General features: G+C 59.5%; 17 protein-coding genes. 14 read left to right on the top strand and 3 right to left on the bottom strand.

Annotated features, from left to right (window positions below):
* The first annotated feature begins 7 nt into the window (after positions 1 to 7).
* Complete coding sequence (locus tag PSPTO_RS18135) at positions 8 to 748, top strand: S-methyl-5'-thioinosine phosphorylase (protein ID WP_005765040.1); 741 nt, start codon at positions 8 to 10, stop codon at positions 746 to 748.
* A gap of 1 nt (position 749) precedes the next feature.
* On the opposite strand, the gene PSPTO_RS18130 is transcribed toward PSPTO_RS18135, so the two are convergent.
* On the bottom strand, positions 750 to 1289 hold the full coding sequence (locus PSPTO_RS18130) for a cytochrome b (RefSeq protein ID WP_011104590.1): 540 nt from the start codon (positions 1287 to 1289) through the stop codon (positions 750 to 752).
* 222 nt (positions 1290 to 1511) lie between these two features.
* On the opposite strand from PSPTO_RS18130, the gene PSPTO_RS18125 reads away from it, so the two are divergent.
* From PSPTO_RS18125 to PSPTO_RS18115, 3 genes are read left to right on the top strand one after another with little or no spacing between them, the layout of a single operon-like run.
* Entirely contained in the window at positions 1512 to 2297 is a 786-nt protein-coding gene (locus PSPTO_RS18125) for an endonuclease/exonuclease/phosphatase family protein (protein WP_010204659.1), read from the top strand.
* Positions 2294 to 3544, top strand: a complete 1251-nt coding sequence (gene clsB, locus PSPTO_RS18120; protein ID WP_005765031.1) for a cardiolipin synthase ClsB — start codon at positions 2294 to 2296, stop codon at positions 3542 to 3544. The genes PSPTO_RS18125 and clsB overlap by 4 nt, the downstream gene beginning before the upstream one ends.
* Positions 3541 to 4539, top strand: a complete 999-nt coding sequence (locus tag PSPTO_RS18115) for a lysylphosphatidylglycerol synthase domain-containing protein (RefSeq protein WP_005765028.1) — start codon at positions 3541 to 3543, stop codon at positions 4537 to 4539. Before clsB ends, PSPTO_RS18115 begins: the two co-directional genes overlap by 4 nt.
* Before the next feature lie 53 nt (positions 4540 to 4592).
* Here PSPTO_RS18115 and PSPTO_RS18110 read toward each other — a convergent pair whose 3' ends face one another.
* Positions 4593 to 5501, bottom strand: coding sequence for a MurR/RpiR family transcriptional regulator (locus tag PSPTO_RS18110; protein WP_005619235.1), 909 nt, complete (start codon positions 5499 to 5501; stop codon positions 4593 to 4595).
* Positions 5502 to 5772: 271 nt separating this feature from the next.
* On the opposite strand from PSPTO_RS18110, the gene iolC reads away from it, so the two are divergent.
* The 9 genes from iolC to PSPTO_RS18065 all read left to right on the top strand — a co-directional run bounded on the left by iolC (position 5773) and on the right by PSPTO_RS18065 (position 17014).
* Entirely contained in the window at positions 5773 to 7710 is a 1938-nt protein-coding gene (iolC, locus tag PSPTO_RS18105) for a bifunctional 5-dehydro-2-deoxygluconokinase/5-dehydro-2-deoxyphosphogluconate aldolase (protein WP_011104589.1), read from the top strand.
* A 69-nt stretch (positions 7711 to 7779) separates the two neighbouring features.
* Complete coding sequence (gene iolE / locus PSPTO_RS18100; RefSeq protein WP_007245360.1) at positions 7780 to 8685, top strand: myo-inosose-2 dehydratase; 906 nt, start codon at positions 7780 to 7782, stop codon at positions 8683 to 8685.
* Positions 8686 to 8714: 29 nt separating this feature from the next.
* Entirely contained in the window at positions 8715 to 9524 is an 810-nt protein-coding gene (gene iolB, locus PSPTO_RS18095; RefSeq protein ID WP_005765020.1) for a 5-deoxy-glucuronate isomerase, read from the top strand.
* A 27-nt stretch (positions 9525 to 9551) separates the two neighbouring features.
* Positions 9552 to 11054, top strand: a complete 1503-nt coding sequence (locus PSPTO_RS18090) for a CoA-acylating methylmalonate-semialdehyde dehydrogenase (protein ID WP_011104588.1) — start codon at positions 9552 to 9554, stop codon at positions 11052 to 11054.
* 36 nt (positions 11055 to 11090) lie between these two features.
* Complete coding sequence (locus PSPTO_RS18085; protein WP_005765016.1) at positions 11091 to 11921, top strand: TIM barrel protein; 831 nt, start codon at positions 11091 to 11093, stop codon at positions 11919 to 11921.
* Positions 11922 to 11984: 63 nt separating this feature from the next.
* Complete coding sequence (gene iolD, locus PSPTO_RS18080; RefSeq protein WP_011104587.1) at positions 11985 to 13922, top strand: 3D-(3,5/4)-trihydroxycyclohexane-1,2-dione acylhydrolase (decyclizing); 1938 nt, start codon at positions 11985 to 11987, stop codon at positions 13920 to 13922.
* A gap of 83 nt (positions 13923 to 14005) precedes the next feature.
* Positions 14006 to 15016 (top strand): Gfo/Idh/MocA family oxidoreductase, encoded by a 1011-nt coding sequence (locus tag PSPTO_RS18075; RefSeq protein WP_005765011.1) that lies wholly within the window; start codon positions 14006 to 14008, stop codon positions 15014 to 15016.
* A gap of 52 nt (positions 15017 to 15068) precedes the next feature.
* Positions 15069 to 15929 carry a sugar phosphate isomerase/epimerase family protein gene (locus PSPTO_RS18070; protein WP_007245364.1) on the top strand — a complete coding sequence of 287 codons (861 nt, stop codon included), beginning with the start codon at positions 15069 to 15071 and terminating at the stop codon, positions 15927 to 15929.
* Between the two features lie 65 nt (positions 15930 to 15994).
* Positions 15995 to 17014: a Gfo/Idh/MocA family protein gene (locus PSPTO_RS18065; RefSeq protein WP_005765006.1), complete on the top strand. Its 1020-nt coding sequence runs from the start codon at positions 15995 to 15997 to the stop codon at positions 17012 to 17014.
* Between the two features lie 1076 nt (positions 17015 to 18090).
* On the opposite strand, the gene PSPTO_RS18060 is transcribed toward PSPTO_RS18065, so the two are convergent.
* The gene (locus tag PSPTO_RS18060) at positions 18091 to 18321 is read right to left on the bottom strand and encodes a hypothetical protein (RefSeq protein ID WP_044390335.1); all 231 of its coding nucleotides are present in this window, start codon (positions 18319 to 18321) and stop codon (positions 18091 to 18093) included.
* Between the two features lie 591 nt (positions 18322 to 18912).
* Between PSPTO_RS18060 and PSPTO_RS18055 the strand changes: the two genes are divergently transcribed.
* Complete coding sequence (locus PSPTO_RS18055) at positions 18913 to 19842, top strand: sugar ABC transporter substrate-binding protein (protein WP_007246965.1); 930 nt, start codon at positions 18913 to 18915, stop codon at positions 19840 to 19842.
* Positions 19843 to 19852: the final 10 nt, after the last annotated feature.

Below are 19852 nucleotides of genomic sequence, written 5' to 3'. Positions count from 1 at the left end.
ATTTGCGATGACTGTTTACGCGATTATCGGCGGTACTGGCCTGACCCAACTGGAAGGCCTGAACATTCGGCAGTCCTTGCCGATGAACACGCCTTATGGCGCGCCATCCGGTGAAATCCAGATCGGCGACTATGCCGGTCGCGAAGTCATGTTTCTGGCGCGTCATGGCCATCCGCATCGCCTGCCGCCGCATCAGGTCAACTACCGGGCCAACATATGGGCCTTGAAGCAGGCAGGTGCGGAGGCGATTCTGGCGGTCAACGCGGTGGGCGGTATCCATCCGGCGATGGGCACCGGGCACTTTTGCGTACCGCATGACCTGGTCGACTACACCAGCGGCCGCCAGCACACGTTTTTTGCCGACGATCTGGAAGAAGTCACCCATATCGACTTCAGCTATCCCTACAGCGAAGCACTGCGGGTGCGACTGGTTGCGGCGTTGGCGGCTGAGGGTTGTGCGTTCAGCGATCGCGGCGTCTACGCTTGCACCCAGGGGCCGCGTCTGGAGACAGTTGCGGAAATCATCCGTCTTGAGCGCGATGGCTGCGACATCGTCGGCATGACCGGCATGCCCGAGGCTGCGCTGGCGCGTGAACTGGAGCTGGAGTACGCCTGTCTGGCGCTGGTGGTCAACCCGGCAGCGGGCAAGTCGACCGCTGTGATTACCATGGCCGAGATCGAGCAGGCGTTGCGCGACGGCATGGGCAAGGTCAAGGCGACCCTTGCCCGGGTGCTGTCGGCCTCCTGACTTACAGCATGCGCTTGAGGGTGTTGTCCTTGCGCACGATGTGGTGCCAAAGCGCGGCGACGACATGCAAGCCGATGACGTAGTAGAAGATTTTGCCCAGCAGCTTGTGCAGGTCTTCGAAATACTCGGCCGTGTGGTCCGAGATCGGCAAGGGCCAGGGTATTTGCAGGTCGGTGAGCGGGATAGGCAGGGAGCCTTTTTCCACCATCACCGTCAGCAGGCCCAGTAACGGCTGAGTAAACAGGAACGCATACAGCGCGTAGTGCGACAGGGTCGCGGCTGCGCGCAACACCCCTTCGAGCGGCGGCGTTATGCCGGGCGGGCGCTGACGGCGCCGTTCGGCAACGCGAAAAAACGCCAGCACCAGCACCACAATGCCCACCCAGAAGTGACTCTGTACCACCAGCGTGCGGTACTCGGAGCCTTTTCCGAACTGCGTGCGGCTCAGAATCAGGGTGTATGCCAGCACAATCAGTGCGGCCATGATCCAGTGCAGCCATCTGGCCTTTGCGGTGTAGCGTTGAGAGGTCGGTGCATCCACGGTTGAATTCCTTGTCGCTTTTTTTCACAGGCTCGGTAAACAGCTTAGGCAGTGGGTCGAGGTTATGCGTTTCATCTGAGTCTGATTTTTTTCAGGCGTCGAACTTGCTGCATTGAATTGCGGCCCATCAGATATGGCAAATACGCAGCACGGGCAACACAGGACGGAACCTGTGCTCACGGGTGGCTTCATATGACGTGAATATTCACCCAGGAGCGCGTCTTGACCAGTGCCATCCCGCCTGTCGGCCCGGTAACGCCGGTATCGGCCAGTGTTTCATTGAATGTACTGACCATGAACATGCACATGGGCTTTGGCATTTTCAATCGCCGCTTCATTCTTCCGGAGTTGCGTGAGGCCGTACGCAGTGTATCGGCCGATATCGTATTTCTTCAGGAAGTGCACGGTGAACACCATAGCCATGCCCGCAGGGTCAAGGACTGGCCGACGATTTCGCAGTACGAGTTTCTCGCCGACAGCATGTGGAGCGACTTTGCCTACGGCCGCAACGCGGTGTACCCGGACGGCGATCACGGTAATGCGCTGCTCTCCAAGTACCCCATCATCCAGCATGAAAACCTCGACGTTTCCATTGATGGCACCGAGCAGCGCGGTTTGCTGCACTGCATTCTGCAAGTGCCTGATCATGGCCAGGTGCATGCGGTCTGCGTGCACCTGGGGTTGTTTGAAAGCCATCGGCGCCAACAGCTGAAACTGCTTGCCCAGCTCATGGACCGCCTGCCTGAAGGTGCGCCGGTCATTGTGGCAGGTGATTTCAATGACTGGCGCCAACGTGCCGATGCGTTGTTGCAGGGCACCGGGCTGCACGAGGTGTTTGTACAGCGATTCGGCGCTCCGGCGAAAAGTTTTCCGGCCCGCTGGCCGCTGCTCCGGCTGGACCGGATTTATGTGCGCAACGCGACTTCCCACAGGCCGAAAGTATTGTCCAGTCGACCGTGGTCCCATCTATCCGATCATGCGCCGCTGGCGGTGGAGGTGACCCTATGAACAATACCAAAACGCCGTGGTGCGATGGCAACTCGGTCGAGCTGCTGATCAATGGCGAAGATTTTTTCACCCGAGTATTCGAGTGCATACGCGCCGCCCGCAAAGAAGTGCTGATCGAAACCTTCATCATCTTTGAAGACCGGATCGGCGAGGGCCTGCAGCAGGCGCTGCTGCAGGCGGCCGCCAATGGCGCGAACGTGGTGGTCACGGTGGATGACTACGGCACTTCGGATTTGAGTTCTACCTTTGTCAGAACCATGATTGACGCCGGCATCCAGATTCAGTTGTTCGACCCGCGCCCGCGTTTCATGGGCATGCGCACCAACCTGTTCCGTCGCCTGCACCGCAAGGTGGTGGTGATCGACGGCGAGCTGGGCTTTATCGGCGGCATCAATTACAGCGTCGATCACATGACCGACACCGGCCTGACCGCCAAACAGGACTACGCCGTTCTGGTACGCGGCCCGATCGTTGGTCGTATTCATCAGAGTGCGATGAACATGCTCAGCAAGGCAGTGCGCGCCAGACTGACGCCCACGCCGCTCAAGCTGGACCGTGCCGGTGACGCGCAGATGCTGCTGGCCGAACGTGACAATGGCGAACACACCACCGATATCGAAGAGCAATACCTCGAGGCGATTCGTGGTGCGACGCAACGCATTACCCTGGCCAATGCCTATTTCTTCCCCAGCTACCGTTTTCTGCGCGAACTGCGTAACGCATCACGGCGCGGCGTGAAGGTCACGCTGATTCTGCAGGGCCAGCCGGACATGCCGTTCGTGCGGGTCTGTTCGCGTCTGACCTACACCTACTTGCTGCGCGACGGCGTGGTCATCCATGAGTACAAGCAGCGCGCACTGCACGGCAAGGTGGCGCTGATCGATCAGGAATGGTCCACGGTCGGCTCCAGCAACCTCGACCCGCTCAGCCTTGCACTTAATCTGGAAGCCAATCTGTTCATTCGTGACAAGGCGCTGAATCAGCACCTGCAAGGCCACCTGATGGAGCTTGCCGCTGCGCACAGCACACAGATGAGCCTGAAGGGCGCGGCACGCGGTCAATGGTGGCGGGCGCCGATGATCGTTTTGAGCTTCTTTTTTCTGCGCCGTTTTCCGGCGATTGCCGGTCTGTTCCCGGTTCACGGCGTGCGGCTCAAGCCCTTGCGTGCCGGCGATGTGGTGCCTGAAGCCAAAGTGATCGAGCAGCAGCAGAACAATCATCCGCTGGACCAGGAGAAAACCTTATGACTCAGGCCGCGAGCGCAGCGCCGCAAAGTGCGCATAGCGCCAAATGGAAGTGGGCGAAGCGGGCCTTCACTGCGTTTTTCTTCATCGCCGTGCCGGTCCTGCTGTTTATGCTGGTCAAGAATCTGGACTGGCAAGAGGTCAAGAAGGCGTTGGCGTCGTATAAGGCCAGCACGCTGGCCATCGCTGCGGTGGTTGCATTCGCCAGCTATGCGACCTATTGCGGGTTTGACATCCTGGCGCGTTATTACACGCGTCATAAGTTGTCGATCAAGCAGATCGTGCCGGTCACGTTCGTCTGCTATGCATTCAACCTCAACCTCAGTTCGTGGGTTGGCGGCATCGCCTTGCGTTATCGACTCTACTCACGGCTGGGGCTGGAGGTGTCGACCATCACCCGGATCCTGAGCCTGAGCCTGATTACCAACTGGCTGGGCTATATGCTGCTGGCCGGGTTTGTGTTTTCGATGCGTTTTCTGGAACTGCCCGAAGAGTGGTCGATTGGCACCACGACCCTGCAATTGATTGGTTTTGGATTGTTGGCGGTGTGTTTTTCCTACCTGCTGGCCTGTCGATTCTCCAAAAAACGCTCATGGACGATTCGTGATCAGGAATTCAACCTGCCTTCGATGAAACAGGCGCTGATGCAGGCCAGCCTGGGCGCATTGAACTGGGCGCTGATGGCCGCGGTGATTTACACCCTGCTGCCTGACAAGGCGTTTTATCCGGCGATTCTGGGGGTTTTGCTGATCAGTAGCATCGCCGGCGTCATCACCCACATCCCGGCCGGGCTTGGTGTGCTTGAAACAGTCTTCATCACCTTGCTCTCGCATCAGTTTTCAAAAGGCAGCCTGCTCGCCGCGTTGATTGGCTACCGGGCTATCTACTTCCTGCTGCCGCTGATGATTGCCTTGGTGGTGTACCTGGTGCTGGAAAAACGTGCGAAAAAAATGGGCGAGAAGAACCAGCGGCGGATGGGGCAGGAGGCGAATTCCTGAGTGATCAATTCCACAAGGTATGGCCGCCTGTGGAAGCGACCGGGGCAGCGTCCTCAATCATCAAACCCGACCTGCTCATGTATCTCGTCAACCTTCAGTTCCAGGCGATACGCCACTGCGATGAACAGCGCCTGACACAGGCACAGTGTCGCGCTCAGCGAGCGGAAGGCGAACGAGCTGCCTTCGTTGACCAGCAACACCGAGTTGGCGCGTTTGGCCAGTGGCGACAGGTTGCTGTCGGTGATGATCAGGGTTTTGGCCTGATGATGCTGGGCAATGCGCAGACAGTGCTGGGTTTCCTTGCCGTAGGGCGTGAAGCTGATGGCAATCACCAGATCGTTGGCGCGTACGCTGCGCATCTGTTCGCGGTAACTGCCGCCCAAACCTGAAATCAGGTGGATGCGCTTGTTGGTGTGTTGCAGGTTGTACACCAGGTAATCCGCCACAGCGAATGAGCGTCGTACGCCCACCACGTAGATGTTGTCGGCATTGACCACCAGATCCACAGCCTTCTCGAATTCCTCATCGTCCAGATCGGCACTCAGGCGTTCCAGCCCGGACAGGGTGGCGTTCACGCACTCGCGTGCCAGATCGCCGGCGCTGGCTTTCTGCGACTTGTTGACGATCATGCTGCGGATGCGCTGCTGGTAATTCTGCACCGGCGTGGTCTTGTGCGTGTAAGCCTCGCGAAACAGGGTCTGCATCTCGCTGAAACCGCTGAACCCGAACCGCTGGGAAAAGCGCACGATGGCAGACGGATGAACCTCGCACTCGCGTGCGATATCACTGATCCGGTCGACCATGATGCGGTCGCTCTGCTGGCTCATGTAACTGGCAATACGCTTGAGCTGGCGAGGCAGGCCGTCGTACTCGTTGGTGATCAGCTTCAGCAGCCCTTCGGCGCTGGTCGGCGGCACGTCGACGCTGGTCTCGGGCAGAGTAGGCGGGTCGGCGCTGGTCATATTCAAATCCTTTCTGCTTGTTCTTTTCGGAGCACTGGGTGGCAGTCGCGCCCCTGATGAGGGAGCTGCTTTTGGCAGCAACACTCACTATATCCTACCTGTCTGCGCGGAGTGCCAGCACTTGAGCGATTCTATAGAAAAAATATTCCACTAAAAATAATTATAGAATAAATATTGATTGATGCTTCGCGACGTTTTAGGCTGCATTCACAAAGGCAGCTTGTGCACCTGATGCACGCGCTGCAGGCTGATAAAAATAACAGGAGCCACCATGGGCCAGACACGCTTTGCCACTGGGCGTCAGTTGGATCTGATTTGCCTCGGACGCCTGGGCGTCGATCTCTATGCGCAGCAGGTCGGCGCACGACTTGAAGACGTTTCCAGTTTCGCCAAATACCTCGGTGGCTCATCGGCCAATATCGCCTTCGGCACCGCCAGGCTGGGTCTCAGGTCGGCGATGCTCAGCCGGGTGGGCGACGACCACATGGGGCGTTTTCTGCTCGAGTCGCTGGCTCGCGAAGGCTGTGACGTCAGCGCCGTCAAGCGCGATCCCGAACGCCTGACCGCCATGGTGCTGCTGGGCCTGAAGGATCGCGAAACATTCCCGTTGGTGTTCTACCGCGAAAACTGCGCAGACATGGCCCTGCGCGCCGAAGACATCGACGAACAGCACATCGCATCCAGTAAGGCGCTGCTGATCACCGGTACGCATTTCTCGACGGACCAGGTGTTCAAGGCCAGCAGCCAGGCGCTGGATTATGCCGAAAAGCACAACGTCAAACGGGTGCTGGATATCGACTATCGGCCGGTGCTTTGGGGCCTGGCCGGAAAGGCGGATGGCGAAACGCGGTTCGTTGCCGACCAGAAGGTCAGCCAGCATGTGCAGCGCATTCTGCCGCGTTTCGACCTTATCGTCGGCACTGAAGAAGAATTCCTGATTGCCGGTGGCTCGACCGATTTGCTCGGCGCACTACGCACCGTGCGTGAACTGACCGCCGCAACGCTGGTGGTCAAGCTCGGGCCGCAAGGCTGCACGGTGATTCATGGTGCCATCCCGGCGCGCCTGGAAGACGGAGCGATCTACCCCGGCGTGCGGGTCGAGGTGCTCAACGTGCTGGGCGCCGGTGATGCGTTCATGTCCGGTTTCCTCAGCGGCTGGCTCACGGAGGCCAGCGACGAACGTTGCTGCCAGTTGGCCAATGCCTGTGGCGGGCTGGTGGTGTCGCGCCATGCCTGCGCGCCGGCCATGCCGACGCCTGCCGAACTCGACTACCTGTTCAACAGCCCGGAGCCGATCACCCGGCCGGATCAGGACGTGATATTGCAGCGCCTGCATCAGGTCAGCGTACCGCGCAAACAATGGAAACAACTGTTCATCTTCGCCTTCGATCATCGCGGGCAACTGGTCGAACTGGCCCAGCAGGCCGGACGCGATCTCAACAGCATCAGCCAGCTCAAACAGTTGTTTGTACAAGCGGTCGAGCGTGTCGAGGCGGACCTGCACCAACGCGGCATCGAGGCTGATGTGGGTCTGTTGGCAGATCAGCGTTTCGGTCAGGATTCGCTCAACACGGCCACTGGTCGCGGCTGGTGGCTTGCGCGTCCCGTGGAGGTGCAAGGTTCAAGGCCTTTGGCGTTCGAGCATGGGCGCTCCATTGGCAGCAATCTGATCAACTGGCCGCAAGAGCAGATCGTCAAGTGTTTGGTGCAATATCACCCAGACGACGAACCGATGCTGCGTCTGGAGCAGGAGGCGCAAATCAAGGCGCTGTATGACGCCTCGAAAGTCAGCGGTCACGAGTTGCTGCTGGAGATCATCCCGCCCAAGGATCATCCATCGGCTCATCCGGACGTCATGCTGCGTGCCTTGAAGCGCCTGTACAACCTGGGTATCTATCCGGCGTGGTGGAAAATCGAAGCGCAGAGCACAGAGGTCTGGCAGCAACTGGACGAGCTGATTCAGCAACGCGATCCTTACTGTCGTGGTGTGGTGCTGCTCGGGCTCAATGCGCCGGTCGAAGAACTCGCTGCCGGGTTTGCACAGGCGCGCGACAGCCATGTGTGCAAGGGTTTTGCAGTCGGCCGGACGATCTTTCGAGAGCCAAGCCGGGCCTGGATGGCCGGCGAGATCGACGATGCGACGCTGGTCAGCCAGGTGCAGAGCACGTTCAGCGGGTTGATCGAGTCGTGGCGCGAAAGCCGCGCCTGAATGGCAGTGATGCAGCGACGACAACGCAACGCTGTATCAACACAACGCAATAACAAAAAAGGTACAACCATGCCTGTTTCAGCTTCCACGCCCAAGATCCGCATCGGTATTAACCCGATCTCCTGGAGCAACGACGACTTGCCGGCCCTCGGCGGCGAAACACCGTTGAGCACTGCCCTGAGCGAAGGCAAGGACATCGGTTACGAAGGTTTCGAGCTCAACGGCAAGTTCCCCAAGGATGCCAAGGGCGTCGGCGATGTGCTGCGACCTTACGGCCTCGCGCTGGTCTCCGGCTGGTATTCAAGCCGTCTGGCGCAGCGCTCGGTGGCCGAGGAAATCGAAGCCATTACCCCGCACGTGCAGTTGCTCGCCGAGAACGGCGCTTCGGTGCTGGTGTACGGCGAAGTGGCCGACTCCATTCAGGGCCAGCGCATCCCGCTGGTCGAACGACCGCGCTTTCACAGCGATGCGGCGTGGCGTGAGTACGCCGAAAAACTCACCGAACTGGCGCGCTTCACCCTGTCCCGTGGCGTGCGTCTGGCGTATCACCATCACATGGGCGCTTACGTCGAATCGCCTCAGGACATCGACAAGCTGATGGCGTTGACCGGCAACGAGGTCGGGCTGCTGTTCGATTCGGGGCATTGCTATATGGGCGGCGGCGAGCCTTTGCAGGTGCTGGGCAAACACATCGAGCGCGTTTGCCACGTGCATTTCAAGGACGTGCGCAAACCTGTGGTGCAACTGGCGCGCAACAATCTCTGGAGTTTTCCGGACTGCATCATCAATGGCACGTTCACGGTGCCCGGCGACGGCGACATCGATTTTTCGGCACTGCTCAAGGTGTTGTTGCAGGCCGACTACAGCGGCTGGCTGGTGGTCGAGGCCGAACAGGACCCGGCGGTAGCGCCCAGTTATGTGTATGCCAAAAAAGGCTACGACACGCTGCGCCAACTGCTGGCCGATGCGCGATAGCGCTGATGCCTGATAAGGAGGATTGAATCATGAGTCTGCTGACCAAAAGCAAACCCGAAGGCCGTGACGTCGTGGCACTTGCCCCCGGCGCCCTTGAATACGTGGGCTTTGCCGCCTATCGCCTGGAGGCCGGAGAGCATCTGTCTCTCAGTGCAGAAGAACACGAGTTGTGTGTGGTATTGCTCGCCGGCCGCGCCAGTGTGACTGGCGAAGCACCGGGGCAGGGCGCTTTCAACTGGGAGAACATCGGCGACCGGCAATCGGTGTTCGAAGAAAAGTCGCCGTTCGCGGTCTACCTGCCACCCCACAGTCAGGCAGACGTTGTCGCGCAGGGGCCGGTGCATCTGGCGGTGTGTCGTGCCCCCGGCGATGCCGGCAAGCGGCTCCCGGCCCGGTTGATTCAGCCCGCCAGCATGAAACGCAGCGTGCGCGGCAAAGGGGCCAACACGCGCTACGTGTGCGACATTCTGCCGGACACCGAGTCGGCCCATTCGCTGTTGGTGGTCGAGGTGCGCACGCCTTCGGGGCATTCCTCCAGCTACCCGCCGCACAAGCACGACAGGGACAACCTGCCGCACGAGAGCTTTCTCGAAGAAACCTATTACCACATGGTCAACCCGCCCCAGGGCTTTGTCTTTCAACGGGTTTATACCGACGATCGCAGCATCGATCAGGCCATGGCCGTGGAAAACAACGACCTGGTGACGGTGCCCAAGGGCTACCACCCGGTGTCTGTGCCCTACGGTTACGAATCGTATTACCTGAACGTGATGGCCGGCCCGACGCGTGCCTGGCAGTTCAATAACGATCCGCAGCACAGCTGGCTGCTGGATCTTTAATCCCCCCTTTGCTTTGGAGTCATGCACATGAGCGAGTCACCGGTAATCGGCCACTACATCAATGGACAGGCGAACAACGGCGATGGCGAGCGTTACAGCGACGTCTTCAATCCGGCTATCGGCACGGTTCAGGCGCGTGTCGCGCTGGCCAGCGTCAAGACGGTGGATGAGGCGGTCGCGTCTGCCAAAGCGGCATTTGCCGGCTGGGCCGATCAGTCGTCGTTGCGCCGGGCGCGGGTGATGTTCAAATTCAAGGAGCTGCTTGACCAGCACCATGACGAGCTGGCGCAGATCATTTGCCGCGAGCACGGCAAGGTGCTGTCCGATGCCCGCGGTGAAGTGGTGCGTGGCATCGAAATCGTCGAGTTTGCCTGCGGTGCACCCAACCTGCTGAAAAGTGATTTCAGCGACAACATTGGCGGTGGTATCGACAACTGGAACCTGCGCCAGCCACTGGGCGTCTGCGCCGGGGTCACGCCGTTCAACTTCCCTGTCATGGTGCCGCTGTGGATGATCCCCATGGCACTGGTGACCGGCAACTGCTTTATCCTCAAACCTTCCGAACGTGATCCGTCGGCCAGCCTGCTGATGGCCCGGCTGTTGAAAGAAGCCGGTTTGCCAGACGGCGTTTTCAATGTGGTGCAGGGCGACAAGGTAGCGGTCGATGCCTTGCTGCAACACCCCGACATAGAAGCTGTTTCGTTTGTCGGTTCGACGCCGATTGCCGAGTACATTTATCAGCAGGGTACTTCCCGTGGCAAGCGCGTGCAGGCGTTGGGCGGCGCCAAGAATCACATGATCGTGATGCCCGACGCTGACCTGGATCAAGCCGCCGACGCGTTGATCGGCGCCGCCTATGGTTCGGCTGGCGAGCGTTGCATGGCCATCTCCATTGCCGTGGTGGTGGGCGACGTGGGCCAGCGCCTGATCGACAAGCTGCTACCACGCATTGACCAGCTTAAGGTCGGCAATGGTATGCAGGCTGACTCGGACATGGGGCCGCTGGTCACTGCCGTGCACAAGGCCAAGGTCGAAGGGTTCATCGATCAGGGCGTGAAAGAAGGTGCGAAGCTGATTGTCGATGGGCGCAATTTCAGCGTGCCGGGTGCCGAGCAGGGCTTTTTTGTCGGCGCAACGCTGTTCGACAACGTCACCCCGCAGATGCAGATCTACAAGGAAGAAATCTTCGGTCCGGTGCTGGGCATCGTGCATGTGGCGGATTTCGCCAGCGCCGTCGAGCTGATCAATGCCCACGAATTCGGTAACGGCGTGTCGTGCTTTACCAGCGATGGCGGCGTGGCCCGTGCGTTCGCACGCACCATCAAGGTCGGTATGGTTGGCATCAACGTGCCGATTCCGGTGCCCATGGCCTGGCATTCGTTTGGTGGCTGGAAACGCTCACTGTTCGGCGACCACCACGCCTACGGCGAAGAAGGCCTGCGTTTTTACAGCCGCTACAAAAGCGTCATGCAGCGCTGGCCGGACAGTATTGCCAAAGGGCCGGAATTCAGTATGCCGACCGCTAAATAATCTTCAATCAATGGAATGTTGCGGAGAACAATAACAATGAGTCATCCCCTGCGTTTCGCCCTTAATCGAATGGTCGCACCACGCCTGTCGCTTGAGGAATTTGTCGATCTGGCTGTGAAGCTGGGTGCCGACGCCATCGAAATCCGCAACGACCTCAAAGGCATCGAGATCGAAGACGGCACCGCGCCAACGGTGGTTGCTGATCTGTGTGCTGCCAAAGGCGTACAGGTGCTTTCGATCAACGCGCTGTACCCGTTCGATGTCTGGAATGACGAGCGCAGTGCCCAGGCCACGAAGCTTGCGCAATACGCACGTGCCTGTGGTGCCAAAGGGCTGGTGCTGTGCCCGCTCAACGACCGCGCCGACCCGCGCAACGGCGCGCAGCGTGCCGCCGGGTTGCGCACGGCGTTGACCGCACTGGCGCCGATTCTCCGTGAACACGGCATCCTGGGGTTCGTCGAGCCGCTGGGCTTCGAGGAATGTTCCCTGCGCCTCAAGCGTCAGGCCGTGGATGCGATCAGGGCTGTCGGTGGGCTGGATGTCTACCGGCTGGTTCACGACACCTTTCATCACCATCTGGCCGGCGAGGTCGAGCTGTTTCCCGAGCTGACCGGGCTGGTGCACATCTCCGGTGTCGAGGATGCACAGGCACCCCTCAACAGCATTCGCGACGGCCACCGCGTGCTGGTAGGGGAGGCTGACATTCTGGGCAATGCTGCACAGATCGAACGATTGCTGGACAGCGGTTATACGGGGCATCTGTCGTTCGAGCCGTTCGCCGAAAGTGTCCATGCGCTGGAAGACATTCCACAGGCAATCTCGGCGAGCATGGCGCATTTGTCACGAGCTGTTTCGCAGCGTCACTGATTTGATTTCAGCCGTCAGGTCACCTCAAACCCTGGCCACCTCAAACAAGAACAAGGTGCGAACATGAGTACAACCCGACTGACCATGGCTCAGGCCCTGGTAAAGTTTCTCGATAATCAGTATGTCGAAGTCGATGGCGTGCAGAGCAAGTTCGTCGCGGGCATTTTCACCATCTTCGGCCATGGCAATGTGCTGGGCCTCGGCCAGGCGCTGGAGCAGGACAGCGGCGATCTGGTGGTTCATCAAGGTCGTAACGAGCAGGGCATGTGCCACGCCGCCATCGGTTTTGCCAAACAGCACCTGCGGCGCAAGATCTACGCGTGCAGCTCCTCGGTGGGGCCGGGCGCGGCGAACATGATCACCGCCGCGGCAACGGCGTCCGCCAACCGGATTCCGCTGCTGCTGTTGCCGGGCGATGTCTATGCCAGCCGCCAGCCTGACCCGGTGTTGCAACAGATCGAGCAGTTCCATGACCTGAGTATCAGCACCAACGACGCCTTCAAGGCGGTCAGCAAATACTGGGACCGCATCAACCGCCCCGAGCAACTGATGAGCGCAGCGATCAATGCCATGCGCGTGCTGACCGATCCGGCCGAAACAGGCGCGGTGACCCTGGCCCTGCCTCAGGACGTGCAGGCTGAGGCCTACGATTACCCGGACAGCTTTCTGCAAAAGCGCGTGCACCGTATCGACCGTCGCCCGCCCAGCAAGGCCATGCTTGACGATGCGTTAAAGCTGCTGGCCGGCAAGCGCAAACCGTTGCTGATCTGCGGCGGCGGTGTGCGTTACTCGGGCGCGGCTGAAGCGCTGCAAGCCTTTGCCGAGCGCTTTGACATCCCCTTTGCGGAAACCCAGGCAGGCAAGAGCGCCATCGTGTCGGCGCACCCACTGAACATGGGTGGGATCGGCGAAACCGGCACGGTGGCGGCCAATCGGCTGGCAAAAGAAGCTGATCTGATCATTGGCGTAGGCACCCGTTACAGCGACTTCACCACGGCGTCGAAATGGCTGTTCCAGAACCCGGATGTGCAGTTTCTCAATATCAACGTCGGCGCTTTCGATGTGCAGAAACTCGACGGCGTGCAGTTGCTGGCCGATGCGCAGTTCGCCTTGCAGGCGTTGAGTGAAGTGTTGCAGGCCAGTGACTATCGGGCTGCCTGGGGCGACGCGCCACGGGCGGCGCGTGCCGAACTGGACGCCGAGGTTGATCGCCTTTATGCGGTCGAGTACCAAAGCGAAGGTTTTGTCCCGGAAATCAACGACCACATGGCCCCGGCCGTGCTGCGTGACTTTATCGAACTGACCGGTTCGTGCCTGACCCAGAGCGGCGTGCTGGGCATTCTCAACCAGAGCTTGCCGCCCGATGCAGTCATCGTTGCCGCCGCCGGCAGCCTGCCGGGTGATCTGCAGCGAGCGTGGCGCAGTACCGGCGTCGATACCTATCACGTTGAATATGGCTACTCGTGCATGGGTTACGAGGTCAACGCCGCACTGGGCGTCAAGCTCGCGGTGCCGCATCGGGAGGTCTTCGCGCTGGTCGGCGACGGCTCCTACATGATGCTTCATTCGGAGTTGGCGACCTCGATTCAGGAGCGGCGCAAGATCAACGTGGTGTTGCTCGACAACATGACCTTCGGCTGCATCAACAACCTGCAGATGGAACACGGCATGAACAGCTTCGGCACCGAGTTCCGTTTCCGCAACCCGCAGACCGGCAAGCTCGATGGCGACTTCGTGCCGGTGGATTTCGCCATGAGCGCCGCGGCCTATGGCTGCAAGACCTACAAGGTCAGTACCGCCGAGCAGCTGCACCAGGCGCTCGCCGATGCCCGGCTTCAGACCGTCTCGACGCTGATCGACATCAAAGTGCTGCCCAAGACCATGATTCATAAATACCTGTCGTGGTGGCGGGTCGGTGTCGCCGAAGTGTCGACCACCGGCACCACCGCGCAGGTGTACGACACGCTCAACCGCGAGCTGGCCAAGGCGCGTCAGTACTGATCACTTTTATCGTGCAGCGCCCGTGACCCGTTCACGGCAACCACCAATAACAGGCAACAACCAATAAAAAAAGGAACCTGAACATGGCATTGAAACTCGGCGTGATCGGCACAGGCGCAATCGGTCAGGATCATATCCGGCGTTGCAGCAAGACACTGGTCGGCAGTCAGGTGGTGGCCGTCACCGACATCAATCTGGAGCAGGCAGCCAACGTGGTGCGTGATCTGGGCATTGGCGCCGAAGTGTATGCCGACGGGCACGCATTGATCGCCGCGCCGGATGTCGAAGCGGTGCTGGTCTGCTCCTGGGGCCCCAGCCATGAAGAATACGTGCTGGCGGCCATCGCCGCAGGCAAGCCGGTGTTCTGCGAAAAGCCGCTGGCGGTCACTGCCGAAGGCTGCCGGCACATCGTCGAAGCCGAGATCGCCAGTGGCAGGCGTCTGGTGCAGGTGGGTTTCATGCGCCCGTATGACCAGGGCTATCGCGCGCTCAAGTCAGTGATCGACAGCGGCCAGATCGGTGAGCCGCTGATGCTCCATTGCGCCCACCGCAATCCGCGTGTGGGCGAGAATTACAAGACCGACATGGCCATCACCGACACCCTCATTCACGAACTCAATGTGCTGCGCTGGCTGCTCAATGACGACTACGTTTCGGTGCAGGTAGTGTTCCCGCGCAAGAGCGGCAAAGCCCTGGCGCACATGAAAGACCCGCAGATCGTGATGCTGGAAACCGCCCGCGGCACGCGCATTGACGTTGAAGTGTTCGTCAACTGCCAGTATGGCTACGACATCCAGTGTGAAGTGGTTGGCGAGAGCGGCATTGCCAGACTGCCTGAGCCTTCTCAGGTGCAGTTGCGCAGGGAGGCCAAATTGTCCAACGCGATTCTGATGGACTGGAAAGACCGCTTCATTGCCGCCTATGACGTCGAGTTGCAGGACTTCATCGACGGCGTCAAGGCAGGCACGATCTACGGCCCTTCCGCCTGGGACGGCTACGCCGCTGCCGTGGCCGCCGATGCCTGTGTACTGGCACAGAATAATGGCGCTGTGGTGCCGATCACCCTGGCCATGCGTCCGGCGTTCTATGCCTGACCGTTTTTCCGGCAACCCGGACATCTCTCGACAAGAATAAAAGGGAGGCATCATGCGTATTGCACTGGACCCTTACATGTATCGCCATCTGTCCCTCGGGGCGATGGTCGATAAAACCGCGGAACTGGGCTACGACTACATCGAGCTGTCGCCGCGTGAAGACTTCATGCCGTTTTACAAGTATCCACGCGTGGACCGGGCGCGGATCAGAGAGTTTCGCAAGGCCCTGAGCGACGCGGGCGTGAAGCTCTCCTCGCTGCTGCCGCTGTACCACTGGGCCGCGCCCGATGAAGACCTGCGCATTGCCGCCGTGCGCAACTGGAAGCGTGCCATTGAGGTGGCGGTGGAAATGGACTGTGACCTGATGAATACCGAGTTCAGCGGGCAATCCGATCATGCGCTGGTCTGCGAGAACCAGTTCATGAAGTCGATGGACGAACTGATGCCGCATTTCGAGCGCGAAGGCATAAAGCTGGATATTCAGGCACATCCCTATGATTTCTGTGAGCGCAATAACGAATCGGTAGACATCATTCGCGGGCTCGATCGCGACTGGATCAACTACCTGTACGCTGCGCCCCACACTTTTTTCTACGATGATGGCGTGGGGGATATCGCCTCCATGCTGCGCTACGCAGGCGACAGGCTCACGCACCTGATCATTGCCGACACCTATAATCATCGGGCTTCGTCCAACCTGCGCTACATCGTCAACCCGCCTGGCGTGACGGCGACCGTGCATCAGCACCTGGACATCGGCCAGGGCGAGGTGAACTGGGAAGCGTTTTTCTCGACACTCAGGGACATCAAGTTCGACGGTATCGCCACGGTGGCTGTATTTGCCTGGGAAGAGCGCGCCGATGAGTCGAGCCGATTCATGCTCGAACGGGTCAAAAGTGAGCTGCTGCGCTGATACAGTGGCAGCGACGACACAACCGATGGCTGCGGCCTGAGGTTCATGGACCACAGGAGATATCCATGCGAGCAGGGCTGGTGGGCTACGGCAAAGGGGGGCGTTACTTTCATGCGACGCTGATTTCAAGTGTGCCCGGTGCCACGTTTGCGGGCGTGGTGACCCGTTCGCCTGAACGAAAGCAGGACGTCGCCAATGATTATCCCGGCGTTGCGACGTTCGACACGCTGGCCGAACTGGTGGCTGCCGGGGTCGATGTGGTGGTGATTTCCACACCGCTGGCATCACGGCGAGCGTTGATTCTGGAGGCTATCGAACTGGGCGTGGCGGTGGTCAGCGATAAACCCTTTGCCAATGATGCCGCGCAGGCGCGTGAACTGGTGGAGGCTGCCGAGCGGCGCGGGGTGCTGCTCAGTGTTTATCAGAACCGGCGCTGGGATTCTGACTTCCTCACCGTGCGTAAACTGATCGACAACGATGCGTTGGGCGAAATCAGCCGCTTCGAGTCCAGCATCGAGCGCTATTCGCCGCGCTCCGTCGGCAAGGCCAGCGGTGGGGGCATGTTGCGCGACCTGGGCAGTCACCTCGTGGATCAGGCGCTGGTGCTGTTCGGACCGGTCGAGCGGGTGTACGGCGAATTGCGCTTCGCCGCCGCCGACGAAGAGCTTGATCACACGTTTTTCGTCGCGCTGACCCATGCCAATGGCGTGGTCTCGCATTTGTCCGGCAGTTGCCTGCAAAACACCCCCAAGCCGCGCTTCCGAGTCAGTGGCCCGAAGGGGTGTTACAGCGTCGACGGGCTGGACGGTCAGGAAGAAGCGGCGTTTGCCGGCCTGACTCCACGGTCCGAAGGCGAGCGCTGGGGCGTCGAAGAGCATCGGCGCTGGGGCTGGTTCGAGCAGGGCGATCATCGCGAACGCGTGCCCTCGGAGCGGGGCTGCTGGCTTGAGTTCTACCAGCAACTGCAACGTGCAGTGGACGAGCAGGGCAGCAACCCGGTCAACCCCCACGATGCAATCGCCTCGGCGCAGGTCATGGACGCAGCACGCCTGAGCGCCCGCGAAGGACGGATTGTGGTGCTGTAGACATACACACTCATGACTCACCCTCGAGCCGATTCTCCGCGTCGGCAAGCTAGTCAATGCTGTGCCGCCAGGTAGTTGCCACAGAAATGCTTTTGATGTGTTTTTTACGAAGATGGCACTGACGACGCAGATTGCGACGAAAGTGACGGCTGAGTCCTGACGCTGATCCGGGGGATGCGAGGCAGGACGCCGAGCAAGCCGCACCGGGCCAAGGATGGCCCGTTGCGGCGGCCCCCGGATCAGTGACAGGGCGAAGGAACCCGACGAAGTCGGGCCGGAAACGGAGCCAGGATTTTGCATACTTTGATCCTTCAAAGTATGTCGCCGAGGGGCGAAAAGGTGCCTTGAGTCGTAAACATATCCAGCTGACATCGCAGAACCGCTGTGTGACGCGGAGCGTCAAGAACTGCATGCCCACGCGGAGCGCCGGCACGATAGTTGTATTCGCACCACAGTGTTTTTGATGTGCTTTTCAACCACGATGGCATTGACGACGCAGATTGCGACGTAAGTGACGGCTGAGTCCTGGCGCTGATCCGGGGGATGCGAGGCAGGACGCCGAGCAAGCCGCACCGGGCCAAGGATGGCCCGTTGCGGCGGCCCCCGGATCAGTGACAGGGCGAAGGAACCCGACGAAGTCGGGCCGGAAACGGAGCCAGGATTTTGCATACTTTGATCCTTCAAAGTATGTCGCCGAGGGGCGAAAAGGTGCCTTGAGTCGTAAACATATCCAGCTGACATCGCAGAACCGCTGTGTGACGCGGAGCGTCAAGAACTGCATGCCCACGCGGAGCGCCGGCACGATAGTTGTATTCGCACCACAGTGTTTTTGATGTGCTTTTCAACCACGATGGCATTGACGACGCAGATTGCGACGTAAGTGCCAGGACGAAGGAACCCGACGAAGTCGGGCCGGAAACGGAGCCAGGATTTTGCATACTATGATCCTTCAAAGTATGTCGCCGAGGGGCGAAAAGGTGCCTTGAGTCGTAAACATATCCAGCTGACATCGTAGAACCGCTGTGTGACGCGGAGCGTCAAGAACTGCGTGCCCACGCGGAGCGTCGGCACGATAGTCATACTCGCACCACAGTGTTTTTGATGTGCTTTTCAACCACGATGGCATTGACGACGCGGATTGCGACGTAAGTGACGGCTGAGTCCTGGCGCTGATCCGGGGGATGCGAGGCAGGACGCCGAGCAAGCCGCACCGGGCCAAGGATGGCCCGTTGCGGCGGCCCCCGGATCAGTGACAGGGCGAAGGAACCCGACGAAGTCGGGCCGGAAACGGAGCCGGGATTTTGCATACTTTGATCCTTCAAAGTATGTCGCCGAGGGGCGAAAAGGTGCCTTGAGTCGTAAACATATCCAGCTGACATCGCAGAACCGCTGTGTGACGCGGAGCGTCAAGAACTGCATACCGACGCCGAGTGAAGGCACGCTAGTCAAAACCCGACGCCTGACACGTGTCGGGTTTTGGCATTTCTGCAATGAATAAAAATGAAATGGAATAAAATTCTAAAATCAGTTGAATTGGAAAATATTTTCCAATAGAGTCGTTTTCAGGTTACCGACTATCGAATCACCCGTGCATGAAGTCATTTTTCAGGCCACGGGGAACAAGCCAACAAAAACAAAACAAAAGATAGGTACTGTCGATGAAAACCCCCACTTCTGGCTTGCCCGCCAAGCTTTCTGTCACCTCGTCATTCTGGATCCGGCTCATGGAGCGATTTCTCACGATCGTCGCCCGTGGCATGTGCGTACGGCATAAGGACGCTCAACTGTTCTGCATCCCGGGTGCAACGGGCATTCGTCTGCCTCGCTGATTGGCTTTACTGTCGCTCCCGACAAATGGTTATCAGATCCAAACAACAACAAGAATCTGGAGAGCCCTCATGAAAACCAAGCTTGCTTTCACCTCACTCGCCCTGGCATTGATGCTCGGCAGCGGCGCTGCGCTGGCCGATATCAAGGTCGGGGTGGCCATGTCGCAATTCGACGACACCTGGCTGACCTACCTGCGTCAGGACATGGGCACCAAGGCCAAGAGCATGTCTGACGGCGTAACACTGCAATTTGTCGATGCCCGCGCCGACGTCAACAAGCAGATCGATCAGGTCAAGGAACTCATCAACAAGAAAGTCGACGCCCTGATCGTCAACCCGGTAGACACCGCCGCTACCGCGCGTATCACCAAGGAAGCCGTCGCCGCCGGCATTCCGCTGGTCTACGTCAACCGCCGCCCGGATGACCCCAAGCTGCCAGCAGGCGTAGCCACCGTAACATCCGACGACACCGAGGCTGGCCGTCTGCAGGCGCAATATGTCGCCGACAAAATGGGCGGCAAGGGCAGCGTGATGATTCTCTTGGGGGATCTGGCCAACAACTCCACGCAAAACCGCACCAAGGGCATCAAAGAGGTGCTGGCCAAATACCCTGATATCAAGATCGACCAAGAGCAGACCGGCACCTGGCTGCGCCAGAAAGGCATGGACCTGACTAATGACTGGCTCACTCAAGGGCGCAAATTCAATGCGGTTCTCGCCAATAACGACGAAATGGCCATTGGTGCTGCGATGGCACTGAAGCAGGCTGGAGTCGACAAAGGCAAGGTGTTTGTCGCTGGTGTCGACGGCACACCCGATGGCCTCAACGCAGTGACCAAAGGTGATCTGACAGTATCGGTTTATCAGGATGCCAAAGGGCAAGCCGATGGCGCGATTGATGCCGCTGTGAAAATGGCCAAAAAAGACAAAGTCGAGCCACAGGCAATCGTCATTCCGTATCGTCTGATCACGCCTGAAAACGTCTCCACTTTCAAATAACAACAGTCGA

Origin of the sequence: Pseudomonas syringae pv. tomato str. DC3000 (genome assembly GCF_000007805.1) — a bacterium.
Taxonomy (GTDB): Bacteria; Pseudomonadota; Gammaproteobacteria; order Pseudomonadales; family Pseudomonadaceae; genus Aquipseudomonas; species Aquipseudomonas avellanae.
Note: the sequence above shows the minus strand (reverse complement) of the source record. Positions and strands in the feature narration are given on the sequence as shown.

Excerpts from the sequence above, each read along its gene's own strand:
- PSPTO_RS18060 (WP_044390335.1), bottom strand. The coding sequence starts at position 18,321 with ATGCAAAATCCCGGCTCCGTTTCCGGCCCGACTTCGTCGGGTTCCTTC.
- PSPTO_RS18055 (WP_007246965.1), top strand. The coding sequence starts at position 18,913 with ATGAAAACCAAGCTTGCTTTCACCTCACTCGCCCTGGCATTGATGCTC.
- iolC (WP_011104589.1), top strand. The coding sequence starts at position 5,773 with ATGGGCCAGACACGCTTTGCCACTGGGCGTCAGTTGGATCTGATTTGC.
- PSPTO_RS18085 (WP_005765016.1), top strand. The coding sequence starts at position 11,091 with ATGAGTCATCCCCTGCGTTTCGCCCTTAATCGAATGGTCGCACCACGC.
- iolD (WP_011104587.1), top strand. The coding sequence starts at position 11,985 with ATGAGTACAACCCGACTGACCATGGCTCAGGCCCTGGTAAAGTTTCTC.
- clsB (WP_005765031.1), top strand. The coding sequence starts at position 2,294 with ATGAACAATACCAAAACGCCGTGGTGCGATGGCAACTCGGTCGAGCTG.
- iolB (WP_005765020.1), top strand. The coding sequence starts at position 8,715 with ATGAGTCTGCTGACCAAAAGCAAACCCGAAGGCCGTGACGTCGTGGCA.
- PSPTO_RS18110 (WP_005619235.1), bottom strand. The coding sequence starts at position 5,501 with ATGACCAGCGCCGACCCGCCTACTCTGCCCGAGACCAGCGTCGACGTG.
- PSPTO_RS18090 (WP_011104588.1), top strand. The coding sequence starts at position 9,552 with ATGAGCGAGTCACCGGTAATCGGCCACTACATCAATGGACAGGCGAAC.
- PSPTO_RS18065 (WP_005765006.1), top strand. The coding sequence starts at position 15,995 with ATGCGAGCAGGGCTGGTGGGCTACGGCAAAGGGGGGCGTTACTTTCAT.
- PSPTO_RS18070 (WP_007245364.1), top strand. The coding sequence starts at position 15,069 with ATGCGTATTGCACTGGACCCTTACATGTATCGCCATCTGTCCCTCGGG.
- PSPTO_RS18135 (WP_005765040.1), top strand. The coding sequence starts at position 8 with ATGACTGTTTACGCGATTATCGGCGGTACTGGCCTGACCCAACTGGAA.
- PSPTO_RS18115 (WP_005765028.1), top strand. The coding sequence starts at position 3,541 with ATGACTCAGGCCGCGAGCGCAGCGCCGCAAAGTGCGCATAGCGCCAAA.
- iolE (WP_007245360.1), top strand. The coding sequence starts at position 7,780 with ATGCCTGTTTCAGCTTCCACGCCCAAGATCCGCATCGGTATTAACCCG.
- PSPTO_RS18075 (WP_005765011.1), top strand. The coding sequence starts at position 14,006 with ATGGCATTGAAACTCGGCGTGATCGGCACAGGCGCAATCGGTCAGGAT.